General features: G+C 40.6%; 11 protein-coding genes. 5 read left to right on the top strand and 6 right to left on the bottom strand.

Annotated features, from left to right (window positions below; translation table 11 throughout):
* Positions 1–246 precede the first annotated feature (246 nt).
* The 3 genes from QL229_RS09740 (at position 247) to QL229_RS09730 (ending at position 4537) form a co-directional block, all read left to right on the top strand.
* Positions 247–1866 carry a L,D-transpeptidase family protein gene (locus QL229_RS09740; RefSeq protein ID WP_281546813.1) on the top strand — a complete coding sequence of 540 codons (1620 nt, stop codon included), beginning with the start codon at positions 247–249 and terminating at the stop codon, positions 1864–1866.
* 8 nt (positions 1867–1874) lie between these two features.
* On the top strand, positions 1875–2738 hold the full coding sequence (locus QL229_RS09735) for a D-Ala-D-Ala carboxypeptidase family metallohydrolase (RefSeq protein WP_281546812.1): 864 nt from the start codon (positions 1875–1877) through the stop codon (positions 2736–2738).
* Between the two features lie 449 nt (positions 2739–3187).
* On the top strand, positions 3188–4537 hold the full coding sequence (locus tag QL229_RS09730; protein WP_281546811.1) for a serine hydrolase: 1350 nt from the start codon (positions 3188–3190) through the stop codon (positions 4535–4537).
* Between the two features lie 30 nt (positions 4538–4567).
* On the opposite strand, the gene QL229_RS09725 is transcribed toward QL229_RS09730, so the two are convergent.
* The gene (locus tag QL229_RS09725) at positions 4568–5506 is read right to left on the bottom strand and encodes a LysR family transcriptional regulator (protein ID WP_138557653.1); all 939 of its coding nucleotides are present in this window, start codon (positions 5504–5506) and stop codon (positions 4568–4570) included.
* 102 nt (positions 5507–5608) lie between these two features.
* Here QL229_RS09725 and QL229_RS09720 point away from each other — a divergent pair, with 102 nt between their 5' ends.
* Complete coding sequence (locus QL229_RS09720) at positions 5609–6265, top strand: nitroreductase family protein (protein ID WP_235382330.1); 657 nt, start codon at positions 5609–5611, stop codon at positions 6263–6265.
* Between the two features lie 38 nt (positions 6266–6303).
* Here QL229_RS09720 and QL229_RS09715 read toward each other — a convergent pair whose 3' ends face one another.
* From QL229_RS09715 to dapB, 5 genes are all read right to left on the bottom strand, one after another.
* Positions 6304–7347: a S66 peptidase family protein gene (locus QL229_RS09715; protein WP_138557655.1), complete on the bottom strand. Its 1044-nt coding sequence runs from the start codon at positions 7345–7347 to the stop codon at positions 6304–6306.
* 119 nt (positions 7348–7466) lie between these two features.
* Positions 7467–7943 carry a transcription elongation factor GreA gene (gene greA / locus QL229_RS09710; RefSeq protein WP_135924257.1) on the bottom strand — a complete coding sequence of 159 codons (477 nt, stop codon included), beginning with the start codon at positions 7941–7943 and terminating at the stop codon, positions 7467–7469.
* 50 nt (positions 7944–7993) lie between these two features.
* Positions 7994–11212: a carbamoyl-phosphate synthase large subunit gene (gene carB, locus QL229_RS09705; RefSeq protein WP_135924256.1), complete on the bottom strand. Its 3219-nt coding sequence runs from the start codon at positions 11210–11212 to the stop codon at positions 7994–7996.
* Between the two features lie 16 nt (positions 11213–11228).
* Entirely contained in the window at positions 11229–12365 is a 1137-nt protein-coding gene (carA, locus tag QL229_RS09700; RefSeq protein ID WP_130151430.1) for a glutamine-hydrolyzing carbamoyl-phosphate synthase small subunit, read from the bottom strand.
* A gap of 207 nt (positions 12366–12572) precedes the next feature.
* The gene (gene dapB, locus QL229_RS09695) at positions 12573–13370 is read right to left on the bottom strand and encodes a 4-hydroxy-tetrahydrodipicolinate reductase (RefSeq protein WP_199527680.1); all 798 of its coding nucleotides are present in this window, start codon (positions 13368–13370) and stop codon (positions 12573–12575) included.
* A gap of 290 nt (positions 13371–13660) precedes the next feature.
* Here dapB and QL229_RS09690 point away from each other — a divergent pair, with 290 nt between their 5' ends.
* Positions 13661–14974 carry a Na+/H+ antiporter NhaC family protein gene (locus QL229_RS09690; RefSeq protein WP_281546822.1) on the top strand — a complete coding sequence of 438 codons (1314 nt, stop codon included), beginning with the start codon at positions 13661–13663 and terminating at the stop codon, positions 14972–14974.

The raw sequence follows: 14974 nt of genomic DNA, 5'->3' as shown, positions 1-14974 counted from the left end.
GTATTCATGCTGTCGTTATAAGTAATTTTTAACGATAGATTTAATTCATCAAAATAACTAAGAGTTACTACTTGGTATTATATCTACTCACTAGGTAAAGTATTCTGTTTTTAATATTAATACGGATTACTATTATTAAAAAATAAGTAAATTTGTTCCTATATTTTGTATTGCTTTGCTAAGCTTAAATTAGCATTTAATAAATGAGTCTCTGGCTCAAACCTAATACGTTATAAGGACATAGCTATGAAATTTTTTCGTCAAACGGCTTTGGTTAGTTGTTTTTTATTAGGCACACCTGTATTAGCCGAAAACCAATACTTGCAACAACAGCTTGAACCTATTCTCATTGGTGAATCACACACCATTGAAGAACAGCAGATCCACTCCCCTGAAATGACCATTGCCACATACAAGGCAAATGGCTTTGAGCAAGTTTGGGCTGACATTAAATATGCAAAGCAAGTACTCAACTTAATCGCACAGTCAGAACTTGAAGGTCTTTCACCCAACGATTATCACTTTGATACATTACTGGCACTTATAGATGAAGTCGATAAACGTGGCACTGATGCAGCCGAGGCACAGTTTGACGTACTAATGACTGACGCAATTATGACCTATGCGAAACATTTGATCCGCGGTAAAGTTAACCCAAAACAGCTAGCATCTACATGGAACTATGAACAATTTGATGTCAGCCCTGATGCTGCAGCAGCTTCTTTACTCAAACATGTAAAATCTAAGAGTCTTGATAAAGGATTAAACAACCTTAAGCCCGTATTACCCCATTATCAAAGGTTAAAGAAAGCGCTAGTATTTTACCGAGAGCTTGATGCAAAAGGTGAGCTACCTGCAATTTCCTTGCAAAGTAAAGCACTCAAACCGGGTCAAACAGACCCAGCCGTACCGCTCTTAAAACAAAAACTACATCGCTTAAATTATTATACTGGTAACCTATCTGATGCTTCCGAGTATGATGATGAACTTGTTGATGCTGTCAAAAAATTTCAATACGCTCATCAAGTTGATGACGATGGTATTATTGGCGGTGCAACTTTAAAACTTCTCAATAAAGACTACAGCGAATATGTGAATGATATTTTAGTTAATTTAGAACGCATTCGCTGGGTTGATAATACGCTAACAGAACGTTTTTTGATCGTAAATATAGCTGGTTACAAGCTGTATTTATTTGAAGATAACAAGCTTAAATGGCAAACCAACGTAGTAGTAGGTCGAAATTACACAAAAACGCCTATTTTTAAAGGTCAAATGAGTTATATCGTGATGAACCCAACTTGGACTGTTCCACGCAGTATTTCAGGTGGCATTATCAAAAAAATGAAAGAAAATCCTAACTACCTAAATGAAAAAGACTTTGTTGTGGTTGATAGCCGCCGTAACCCAGTTGATAGTGAGAGTATTGATTGGGCAAATGCAAGCCGGAAGAACTTTCCGTACTGGTTTGTACAACAACCATCAGAGAATAACTCGCTAGGCCAAATTAAATTTATGTTTCCCAATAAATACTCAATTTATTTGCACGATACTCCAGCAAAAAGCCTATTTCAGCAAGACCAACGTGCATTTAGTCATGGTTGTGTAAGAGTCGATGATCCTTTCACCTTAGCTGAAAAAATCTTAGGAACCTCAGATAATTGGTCTCGCAGTGACATTGATGACACTATTGCCGCAAAAGAAACTAAAAAAGTTAGCTTATCTAAACCATTAGACGTGCTATTAATGTACTGGACTGTCTCAGGGAACGATCAGGAAGGTCTTCATTTTTATAGCGATGTTTATAACCGCGATGCAGAACTATTAAAAAAGTTAACTACGCCATTAACTAATAATTCAATTTAAGGAAAATTATGAAATTAAGCCGTGTTATTTTTTATCTATTTTTCGTTATCAATGCCCAGCGGACTCTAGCCATTGAGCTAAGTGACACGTTACATAGTTTAATTTTAGATGCAAACCAAGTTCTGACTCTTGATAGCACGGCTGATTTTACTCCTACTGCTGTTTCAGATGTTGAAACAGCACGACTAGGACCAAACAGCATTGCCATAAATGCGCCCAACAATGCGGGTTTCTACAACCTAGTACTGAGTAATGGTAAAGTCACTAAACACTTGCTCATTATCGTGAAAAAAACTTTCAATTCAGACAATAAACAATTGAATAATTACCAAATAGGGCTATACCCTGCCCCTTATAAAAATTACCCACAGTACACTGCGCCAAACGGATTTATCGAAATTTTTGAAAAAGACTTATCACGCCAGCTTACTCCTCATGTACAAATTAAAAATGTAATTTGTAAGCAAGTGAGTGACTTTCCAAAATATTTATATATAAATAACGACGGCTTGATGATGCTAGAAGAGTTACTCACGTTTGTACAAAATGAAGGGATTAAAGTCAGCAAATTTGCCTTTATTAGTGGCTATCGAACCCCCTACTACAACCGCTCTATTGGTAATGGCAAACACAGCCGACACCAATATGGTGATGCCTTTGACTTATATATAGATGAGAATGGCGATGGCCGAATGGACGATTTAAATGGCGATGGTAAACTAACGATTGCTGATGTTGATGTACTTTATAAAGTGTTCGAAAAATTTCAAAAACAGAGCCGTTATAACGGCGGTATCGGTCGCTATAAACCCGCCTCTCACCACGGTGGTTTTGTTCACATAGATAATCGAGGATTTACCGCTAGGTGGTAATACAATCTTCTTATAATCCTTGTTTATATATTATCCGATTGCATTATTACTGCTTGATTGCTAAGTTATTGTGAGGAAGGGAAAATCACTGTGAAGAGGTGATTTGAGACAGTGGTATTGAAGAAATTTAATCACCCTACTCAATGACACACAACCATCAGTTAGAACAACACTCTATCTCAGCAACGGAGATCCAATAAGCCCCGCTGGTTATTGGCAAGCACTTCAAAATGGGAGTGTATCTGTAGTGCATTACAGTAATTTAGACCACACCAGAATGGTAAGCCTTATCAATCAAGCCATGCGCAATGAGGTTTTACATAGGTTAATGTAACCAACAAATAACAAGGACAGTAATGAACATATTCTGTAAGAAATTAAGGTTGCTTGTAGTTTTTTATTTACTCGCAACTTCAAGCATTGCACACAGCCAAAACATGCAGGAAGAGATGGCTGATTTTATCCAAGGCTTTCATGACTACAAGCAGTTTAATGGTAATGTATTAGTCGCAAAAGATGGAAAAGTACTGTTTGAACAAAGCTTTGGCTATGCCAACTTTGAATGGGATATAAAGCATAGTGATAAAAGTAAATTTAGAGTTGGTTCAATTACCAAACAATTTACCGCCATGTTAATTCTGCAATTGGCACAAGATGGTAAACTTAAACTCGATGATCACCTTGCAAAATACCTACCTGACTACAGACATGATATAGCCACTAAAATTACTCTTCGCCAAATACTTAATCACACCTCTGGTCTTGGTAATTATACCCAAGCTAAATCGTTTCGGGATGAGTACAGCCGAAACCCCTACAGTGTTGATGAATTTATTCGCTTACTATGTAGTGATGATCTAGTGTTCGAGCCCGGCACTGAATTTCGTTATAGCAATTCTGGCTATTTTATTTTAGGCGCGGTAATCGAAAAGGTAACAGGTCAAAAATATCAAGACGTATTACAGAAGAATATTTTAGATCCACTCGATATGAAGGATACAGGCTATGATTCTCACAATAAAATCATTAAATTTCGCGTATCGGGTTACGACAACGGCCTAGCAGGCTATAGCAATACTGATTATTTAGATATGTCTATCCCGTATGCTGCTGGGTCTATGTATTCAACAGCACGAGATTTACTAAAATGGGATCAAGCTCTTTACTCGGATAAGTTATTGAACAAAGAGTATAAGAGGCAGATGTATCAAGTTTCTGAGCAAAGAAATTATGCGCTTGGTTGGGAAGTAACAAACCTTGATAAAAGCACCTACGGAAAACCCCTAACACGTATTCAACATGGCGGTGGCATCAATGGTTTTAATGCATTTATAAGTAGGATAATCGAAGACAAATTATTGGTTATCATTTTAAATAACACCGGTGGTGCGCCACTCACTCCCATGACTAATGGCTTACTTGCAATCTACTATGGCAACCCCTACGAAAAAGCGACAGAGCATGCAGATAGTAAACTTTATAACGCATTTAAACATGAAGGTATTGCAGGGTTAAAGAAAACCTATCAGCAAATGGTGAGTGATGACAATACGCCAAGAGAAAGGTCGCTAAACTACTTTGGCTATGAATTAATGCAGATGGGTGAGCTAGACGCCGCAATAACAGTGTTTGAACTCAACAATCAATCTTATCCAGAGTCCGCAAATACGTTTGACAGTTTAGGTGAAGCATATTTAGCTGCCGGTGATAAACAAAAGGCATTAGCAAGTTACAAAAGTGCGTTAAAACTAAACCCTGACAGTGAAAGTGCCAAACAAGCAATTGAGAAATTACAATAAACAAGCTCAGCTACTCTATACCTATAATAATTAGTTATCGAGTACCCGCTTATCTAAAATCCCTTTTTCAATCAGTTGATTGAGAATCGCCTTGGTTTTTTCTCGGCATATATCACGAACTAAACGAACTGCGGGTGTTATTGACTGACGGCTTGGGCATATTAGCCAAAGCTCTGCACATAAGTGAGGGTAATTTTGCATTACTGGCACTACCCGCCCACTTAATAGATCATCACTGATATCAATACAAGATTTTACTGCTAGGCCTTTACCAGCCACACACCAACGCCTTACCAAGTCACCATCGTTAGATGCTCGGCGGCCTTGCATTTTTACCTTAAAACGTTCGGTTCCATCGGTAAAATCCCAGACATTATTAATGATATCTTGCAGTTGATAAAATAAACCTTGATGCTGGGTTAATTCATCAGGATGTGTTGGCGCGCCATATTCGGCAATGTACTCTGGGGTTGCACATAACAGTCGTGGCACATTACAAATTTTAAAACCATATAAGTTAGAATCAGATGGCGAGCCATACCTAAGTGCGAAATCAACGGAGTCTCGGTAAAAGTCGACATTACTATCGCTAATATGCGGGCGCATGCTCAACTTTGGATATTCATCGAGTAACTCATCTAACCAAGGAATAATAATATTGCGGCCTAAATCTGACGATAGTGCAACTCTTAACTCGCCCTCGATTTCATCATGCTCACCTTTTAAGGCAAGTGTCGCTTGTTCTAGCATGAGCACAGCTTGCTGACACTGTGGTAAAAAACGTTCTCCTGCCGCAGATAAGCGCAAATGACGGGTAGTACGAACAAATAACTCAGCACCCAGCGCAGCTTCAACACGTTTAATTGCCGCACTGGCGGTAGCGGCTCGCATGTCTAACTTTGCTGCCGCGGTTGTAATACTGCGAAACTCAGCAACCTTGAGGATTAATTTGAGATCTTCAACCAGCATATTAACTAAAATTTTTTGATAATGTTTATTCGATTATGCGCTTTATCGCAAAGTATGCAAGGCGTAAACTGCACCTAATTGTTATACATGCGGGAGCAAATCATGACACACCCTATTATTTCTGACTTACAACGCCGTTACACAAGTAAACGTTACGACGCTTCAAAGCACATTAGCCAAGCAGACTTAGCTGTAATTTTAGAAGCATTACGCTTATCGCCATCGTCTATTAATTCTCAACCTTGGAAATTTGTAGTCATCGAATCAGATCAAGCTAAGCAACGTTTGCATGATAGTTTTGCAAATAAGTTTCAGTTTAACCAACTACATGCTAAAACAGCATCACACACCATTTTATTTGCTTATAACCCAAGCTATAAACGTGCTGATTATGAAAAGGTAATCGATGCTGATATTGCCAATGGTCGTACAAAAGCAGAAAACAAAGAGCAAGCATTTGGCGCATTCGCTTTCGTTGATTTAAATACTGATGAGCAAGGAGTTAACGCACATTGGACAAAAGCTCAAACTTACATTGCTTTAGGTAATACCATGCATACTGTCGCTCGTTTAGGTATAGATTCAACCCCAATGGAAGGCGTAGATAAAGACTTACTTGGTGAGCTTTTTGCTGATGAGTTAGATGGTTATGTATGTGAAGTGGCACTCGCTATTGGTTATCACGAGCCAGAGCAAGATTATAACGCTGCATTACCAAAATCGCGTTTAGATAAAGATGCGGTAATTACAGTCGTGTAACAAGCCTTTCAATCGCGCCGGTAAAACCGGCGTGATATTTATTTTAAGTCAGTTTTCACCATGACATTACTCGCCACACCTTCATACAAATCTGCCGTTATTGTGGCAACAGCACCATTTATTAGTGCTAAATTAGGAGCTACGTGGCCAATATCGGCATCAACGATAACCGGGAACAAATTGCCTTTAAATGCAAGCTCTATTGCTTGGTATTCATCAAAGTAGCAGTCGTTATTAATTGCAGGGCTGCGACCAAATATCACCGCGTTAACATCAGTAAACACATCATTTAGCTTTAAAGACAATAAACACCTAGCTAATGCCATCGGGCTAAGTTCCGCATTCTCTAAATATAAAACTAAACCTTCTGGCGCATACTGCTTTTTAAATTCATGCAAAGCATAGTAATTTGAGGGTAATAATAACCCTAACGTGTCTAAACAGCCGCCAATAAGCCGTCCAGAAACTTCAATTTGACGTTTATCCTTATAGTTAATACAGCGCCATTGGCTCGGTGCATTTAGATTAAATTTTGCATTTGGATTTGCTTTATAGTCAATTGCCTCTTTTTGATAGAAAGGAGAAGCAACTTGATGTAAACACTGATTTTCTTCCAGCTCCATTGCATTAAATATATCTTGCAAATGCTGATCGGTGTCATCTGGATGAATTTGCATTAAGTTTGCGGCGTGTAAAGTCGCCCAACCACAACGAGTCGTTAATGCACATGCAAAGGTGCTGATATCTGAAAAGCCAACCAACCATTTAGGTTTAGCATTATTAATAGCGTTAAAGTCAAGTAATGATAAAATCTCCATGGTGAGATCGCCTCCCCATGGCGGCATAATCGCTGCAATCGAGTCATCAGTTAAAAACTGCATTAATTCTTCTGCACGTTGCTTTGCAGGGTTATGCTCTTGACGTAAGCATGCCCCTTCAATGATTGTAAACCCTTTCGCTGTTAAACCTTGAAGGACTATATCTAATCGCTTATGAAATGATTCATCAACACCAGAGGAAAAAGCACAAATGGCTATTTTGTCACCTTTGGCTATTGGCTTAGGATACTGAATTTTAGCCATTACTACTCCTTTATTCCGTTTAACGAGCCCCCAACGTACCGAATAAATCCACGCCTGTAAACAGGCATAAAAAAACCGCGGTAGTAAACCGCGGTTTTTATCAATGCTTGGTTAAGCTATTAAATATACTCAACTTCAATGATTTCGTACTCTACCTCACCGTTTGGTGTTTTAATGATAACGGCATCGTCTACCTCTTTACCAATTAAACCTCGTGCGATTGGCGAGTTAACAGAGATCAAGTTATTTTTGATATCTGCCTCATCATCACCTACGATTTGGTATTTCACCTCAGCGTCGGTTTCAACATTAACGATAGTCACTGTAGTGCCAAAAATAACCTTGCCAGTTTTTGGCATTTTAGTTACATCGATGATTTGCACATTTGAAAGCTTCGCTTCAATTTCTTGAATACGGCCTTCGCAGAAACCTTGTTGCTCACGAGCAGCATGGTATTCAGCGTTTTCTTTCAAATCACCATGTTCACGCGCTTCAGCGATATCAGCGATAATTTTTGGGCGTGTAACTGTTTTTAATTCGTTAAGTTCTTCGCGCAGTAATGCTGCACCACGAACTGTCATCGGAATTGATTGCATATTATTCTCACTTAATCCAAGGGTGAATGTATCACCCTTGGCACATTTCCTTAGTTCATTCGCTGGTGTAATTCCTGAACTGACGTCACACTGCTACGGTCGTCTGCTTGGTTAGCAGTACAGTTAGCAAATGCCGCGTTCAGTGTCGTTGTGTAGTTTGTCTTGTGCTGTAATGCACCACGACGTAACACCTTCGAATCTTCAATCGCTTGGCGACCTTCAGTAGTGTTTACAATATAGCTGTATTCACCATTTTTAATTCTATCAAGAATATGAGGGCGGCCTTCGAATACCTTGTTCACGCGACGAACTGCAATACCAGCTTCTTCAAGGGCTTTAGCAGTACCACCTGTTGCATCTAACTCAAAACCAAGGTCAGTCATGGTTTTAGCTAGTTCAACAATACGTGGCTTGTCACTGTTGCGTACCGATAGTAACGCGCGACCACCGCGTGGTAAAGTGTTGCTTGCACCTAATTGTGCTTTAGCGAATGCTTCGGCGAAAGTTTCACCAACACCCATTACCTCACCCGTTGAGCGCATTTCTGGGCCACGGATTGGATCAACACCTTGGAACTTAGCAAATGGCAATACCACTTCTTTAACACTGTAGTAAGGAGGAATTACTTCTTTAGTAATACCTTGGCTCGCCAGCGACTGACCCGCCATACAACGTGCCGCTACTTTAGCAAGTGCGATACCTGTCGCTTTAGAAACAAACGGTACTGTACGTGCAGCACGAGGGTTTACTTCGATTAAGTAAACTTTACCGTCTTTCACAGCAAACTGTGTATTCATTAGACCTACTACGCCAAGCTCAAGTGCCATATCAGTCACTTGCTTACGCATCACGTCTTGAACTTCAGCTGTTAATGAGTGCGCTGGTAATGAACATGCTGAGTCACCAGAGTGAACACCTGCTTGCTCAATATGCTCCATGATACCACCGATGATTACTTGCTCACCGTCACAGATTGCATCAACGTCAACTTCGATTGCGTTATCTAAGAAATGGTCAAGTAGTACTGGCGCTTCATTTGACGCTGATACTGCTTCAGTCATGTAACGACGTAAATCGTCTTCATCATATACCACTTCCATCGCGCGGCCACCTAGTACGTATGAAGGACGTACAACAAGTGGGAAACCGATTTCAGCTGATTTTGCAATCGCTTCTTCCATTGAAGTTACTGTTGCATTCTCTGGCTGAAGAAGGTTTAAACGCTCAACTAATTGTTGGAAACGCTCACGGTCTTCTGCACGGTCGATAGCATCTGGTGAAGTACCAATAACTGGCACACCGTTCGCTTCAAGTGCACGAGCAAGTTTAAGCGGCGTTTGACCACCGTACTGAACGATAACACCTTTAGGCTTTTCAACACGTACGATTTCTAATACGTCTTCTAGCGTGATTGGCTCGAAGAATAAGCGATCAGATGTATCATAGTCAGTTGAAACAGTTTCAGGGTTACAGTTAACCATGATTGTTTCGTAGCCGTCTTCACGTAAAGCTAATGCTGCGTGAACACAGCAGTAATCGAATTCAATACCTTGACCGATACGGTTAGGGCCACCACCGATTACCATGATTTTATCTTTGTCAGATGGGTTCGCTTCACACTCTTCATCGTATGTTGAGTACATGTAAGCTGTGTCTGAGCTAAATTCGGCAGCACAGGTATCAACGCGCTTGTATACAGGCACGATATCTAACTGGTGACGCTTTTTACGAATTTCTGCTTCAGAGACACCGGCAATTTCTGCGATACGCGCATCAGCGAAACCTTTACGCTTAAGCTTACGTAAGAACTCAGCATTTAAACCAGCCATACCAACTTCGCTGATTGTTGCTTCGTCTTTTAAGATGTCTTCGATTTGCACTAGGTACCAAGGGTCAATCTTAGTTAGTTCGAAAACTTCTTCTACGCTCATACCGTGACGCATTGCATCTGCTACATACCAAATACGCTCTGCACCTGGCTCACGTAATTCACGGATGATTTTTTCTTTCGCTTTCGGGTCATCAAGAGCAACGATTGGGTTAAAACCCGTTGCGCCTACTTCAAGACCACGTAATGCTTTATGTAATGACTCTTGTTGGTTACGACCAATCGCCATAACTTCACCCACAGACTTCATCTGTGTTGTAAGACGGTCGTTTGAACCGGCGAATTTTTCGAAGTTAAAACGTGGGATCTTAGTCACAACGTAGTCAATTGACGGCTCGAAAGACGCTGGTGTTTTACCGCCAGTGATGTCGTTTTGTAGCTCATCAAGGGTGTAACCTACTGCTAGTTTTGCAGCGATTTTCGCAATTGGGAAACCGGTTGCTTTTGATGCTAGAGCAGATGAACGCGATACACGTGGGTTCATCTCAATGATAACCATACGGCCATCAACTGGGTTTACACCAAACTGTACGTTTGAACCACCTGTTTCAACGCCGATTTCACGAAGTACCGCCATCGATGCATTACGCATGATTTGGTATTCTTTGTCTGTTAGCGTTTGCGCTGGTGCAACCGTAATTGAGTCACCAGTATGAACACCCATTGGGTCAAAGTTTTCGATAGAACATACGATGATACAGTTGTCGTTTTTGTCACGAACAACTTCCATTTCGTACTCTTTCCAACCGATTAATGATTCATCGATTAGAAGCTCATTTGTTGGTGATAAATCTAAACCACGCTCACAAATTTCATCAAATTCTTCTTGGTTGTATGCAACACCACCACCGGTACCACCCATAGTGAATGATGGACGAATGATACATGGGAAACCGATGCGGCTTAGTACATCGTGTGCTTCTTCCATTGAGTGAGCGATTTCTGCACGCGGACACTCAAGACCAATGTTTTTCATTGCAGCGTCAAAACGCTCACGGTTTTCAGCTTTATCGATTGCATCAGCAGTTGCACCGATTAACTCAACGCCGTGTTTAGCCAATACACCGTGCTTATCTAAATCAAGTGCACAGTTTAATGCAGTTTGACCACCCATAGTAGGAAGTACTGCATCTGGCTTTTCTTTTTCAATGATTTTCTCTACCACTTCCCAGTGAATTGGTTCGATGTACGTCGCATCAGCCATTTCAGGGTCAGTCATGATAGTTGCAGGATTCGAGTTTACAAGAATAACTCGATAGCCTTCTTCTCGTAGTGCTTTACACGCTTGTGCACCAGAGTAGTCAAATTCACAAGCTTGACCGATTACGATCGGGCCTGCGCCTAAGATAAGAATGCTTTTTATGTCGGTACGTTTTGGCATTGTTACTCCGGTTAAATTAGTTTGAACGTGCTTGCATCAAGTCGATGAAGTGGTCGAATAATGGTGCCGCGTCGTGTGGACCAGGGCTTGCTTCTGGGTGACCTTGGAAGCTAAATGCTGGTTTATCTGTGCGGTGAATACCTTGTAGCGTGCCATCGAATAGTGAAACGTGCGTTGCACGTAAATTCGCTGGTAATGTTGCTTCATCAGCTGCGAAACCGTGGTTTTGCGCTGTGATCATAACAACATTGCGGTCAAGATCTTTAACTGGGTGGTTACCACCGTGGTGACCGAACTTCATTTTTACTGTTTGTGCACCTGAGGCAAGAGCAAGTAATTGGTGACCTAAACAAATACCAAAAATTGGCGTGTCTGTTTCAAGGAAAGTTTTAATTGCTTCAATCGCGTATGTACACGGCTCAGGGTCACCAGGGCCATTTGATAAGAAGATACCGTCTGGGTTAAGTGCTAATACATCTTCTGCTGATGTTTGTGCAGGCACTACGGTTAATTTACAACCGCGGTCTACTAACATACGTAAGATATTACGTTTAACACCGAAGTCATAAGCAACAACGTGGAACTTCTCGTCTGCTGCTTCTAGCGTTTTAAAGCCTGAACCTAATGTCCAGCTTGATTCACGCCACTCAAAATTTTCCTTGGTTGAGACAACTTTTGCTAAATCCATGCCTTTTAAGCCTGGGAAGGCTTGCGCAGCTTCAAGCGCTTTTTTCTCATCTAACTCGTCGCCCGCGATGATACAACCATTTTGAGCGCCTTTATCACGTAAGATACGTGTTAATTTACGAGTGTCGATGTCTGCAATACCTAAGATATTGCGTTCCTTTAAGTAATCACTTAACGATTGCTCGTTACGGAAATTACTTGCTAGCAGTGGCAAATCACGGATCACTAGGCCTTTAGCCCAGATTTGACCCGCTTCTTCGTCTTCGCTGTTAGTACCCGTATTACCGATATGTGGGTACGTCAAAGTTACGATTTGTTCCGCGTATGAAGGGTCAGTCAAAATTTCTTGATAACCAGTCATAGACGTATTGAATACTACTTCGCCCACTGACATGCCGTCAGCGCCGATTGCAGTACCGCGAAACACTGTGCCGTCTTCTAGGACTAACAGAGCGGATTTAGTCAAGTTAACCTCCTAACAGTAAAAAACGGGAGTAAAGTCATTTGCTCTACTGCCCGTTTATAGCGATTGGAAACACGCATTTATGAATTTTTGGCAAATTGGCGCTATTCTACAGTAATTTAGCTTGTAGATCTAATCTTAATTAATAAAATAGTAAAAATAAGCGCTATTAACTAAAAACTCGCTGAAACTGCCAAAAATCAAACTAAACTACTTCAAGTCAAGCACATCTTGCATATCATAAAGTCCAGCTGGTTTATTTTTCAACCAGCCCGCAGCTCTTACAGCTCCTAATGCAAAGGTCATTCTTGAACTTGCTTTATGAGTTAATTCTAGCCTTTCGCCAGAAGTTGCGAAATATGCGGTGTGTTCACCTACTATATCCCCGCCTCTCATGACCGAATAACCTATTTCATTTTGCGATTTTGCATGTTCGTCATTGCTTCTGTCAAATCGTGCAACTTCATCGTGTTGCCAGCCTTTTGCCTCTGCAATTGCTTCTCCAATTGCCAGCGCGGTGCCCGAAGGTGCATCAATTTTGTGACGATGATGAGCTTCAAATATTTCGATGTCCATGTCATCGCCAAACTTCACAGCCGCAGTCTGCACTAAGTTAAGCAGTAAATTCACGCCTACGCTATAATTGCGCGCAAAAACAATCGGAATATGCTTTGCTGCGTCATTTAAAGCATCAATGTCGTCTTGATTAAGACCCGTGGTACCAATTACCATCGCGATATTTTTTTCTACGGCTGTTTTTAAATGACTACGCATACCTGCCGGTAAGGTAAAATCAATCAGCACATCAGTATCTTTTACATCTGACTCTTTACTAAATGACACATCAGCTGTTGCGGCACTGTTTAATTGATTAACGGCAATATCTAAAAGTGGCGAGTTGTCACGAACATACGCGCCCGTTAAAGTTGCATCTTCTTTTTTTGTGACAGCTTCTAAAAGTGCCAGCCCCATCCGGCCGTTTGCACCAAATACACCTATACGATTCATACTATTACCTTACCTATTCTTATTAGCTGGCTAGATTTTATCGAAAACTCATGTAATAGTCAGGTTAGCTTATAAAAAACACTGAGCTAATTTATGCTGAGTTTATGTTTTATAAAATAACAACAATAATAACAGATAGTCTTTGCATTTAGCCATCTATACATTTAAACTTCTTCCTTTGCGCCGATTTGGTCTTTGGCTTGCGGGCGCTGTTGATGTCTTTTAGACACAACTAAATACAGCTAAAAGAAGTCTTTGGCTGTGTTATTGGTTATCTAACGAGGAATATGATGCAGCCATCATTTAATAAAACAAAAGCAAAATTATCTTTGCTGCCGCTTTTGGTGTTTGTCGGCTTATTTTTAGGCGCTGGCTTATACTTACAATCTCAAGGTGTTGATTACGCTTTTTATCAATTACCTGCTCCAGTGGCAATTTTACCTGCCATCATGCTGGCGTTTATCTTAAATAAAAATACCATCAACCAAAGTGTTGAAACCTTTATTAAAGGTGCTGGCCACAGCAATATCATCACGATGTGTTTGATATATCTTCTCGCTGGTGCGTTTTCTGCGGTTGCCGGTGCAACAGGTGGTGTTGATGCCGTTGTTAATGCAGGTTTATCACTTATACCGCCAGCATTATTACTACCGGGATTATTTTTAATCGCCGCTGTTGTGTCGACTGCAATGGGTACTTCAATGGGTACTATTGGTGCTATTGGTCCGATTGCTTATGCCGTCGCCCAAAAAACAGGTATTGATCCATCACTGATGGCAGGCACGATTGTATCGGGTGCCATGTTTGGTGATAACTTATCAATTATCTCTGACACAACGATTGCTGCAACCCGCACGCAAGGCTGTGAAATGAAAGATAAATTCCGCGAAAATTTAAAAATTGCACTGCCTGCTGCAGCATTAACAATCGGTTTGTTATTTTTCTTAACACCTACTGCAGAAGCTGTAGAAACTCAAGACTTCGATATTTTATTAGTATTGCCTTATGCCTTTATCTTGGTACTCGCGGTAATGGGCTTTAACGTATTTGTGGTGCTATTTAGCGGTATTATCTTTGCTGCACTCATGGGCTTTACTGGCAGCTATGAAGGGGCGAGTTTTGTTAAAGATGTTTATAAAGGCTTTACCGATATGCAGGAAATTTTCTTGCTATCGATGTTTATTGGTGGACTTTCAGAATTTATCCGTATTAATGGTGGTCTTGATTATATTGCTAACAAAATTCAAGCAATTACTAAAGTTATCGCTAAATGGCACCGTAAAGTTGCTGATCAATTAGGGATTGCAGCCCTCGTTATGACCAGCAACCTATGTATTGCTAATAATACGGTATCAATTATTGTTGCAGGCCCAATTGCTAAAAAATTAGCGGATGATGGCGAAATTACAGGTAAGCGTTCAGCAAGCTTGCTTGATATTTTTGCTTGTGTAACACAAGGCTCACTGCCTTATGGCGCACAAGCGCTATTGTTGGGTGCTACTTTTAAAATTAGCCCATGGGGAGTATCAACATCATCTTATTATTGTTTTATTCTTGCTTTTACTGCAGTAGCGGTAATTTGCTTACGTCGGAATAAAGCATAA

Source organism: Pseudoalteromonas sp. PAR1, from assembly GCF_947311895.1.
In the GTDB taxonomy this organism is placed as follows: Bacteria; Pseudomonadota; Gammaproteobacteria; order Enterobacterales; family Alteromonadaceae; genus Pseudoalteromonas; species Pseudoalteromonas lipolytica_C.
The sequence above is the reverse complement of the archived record's forward strand: the minus strand, read 5'-3'. Positions and strand labels throughout refer to the sequence as shown.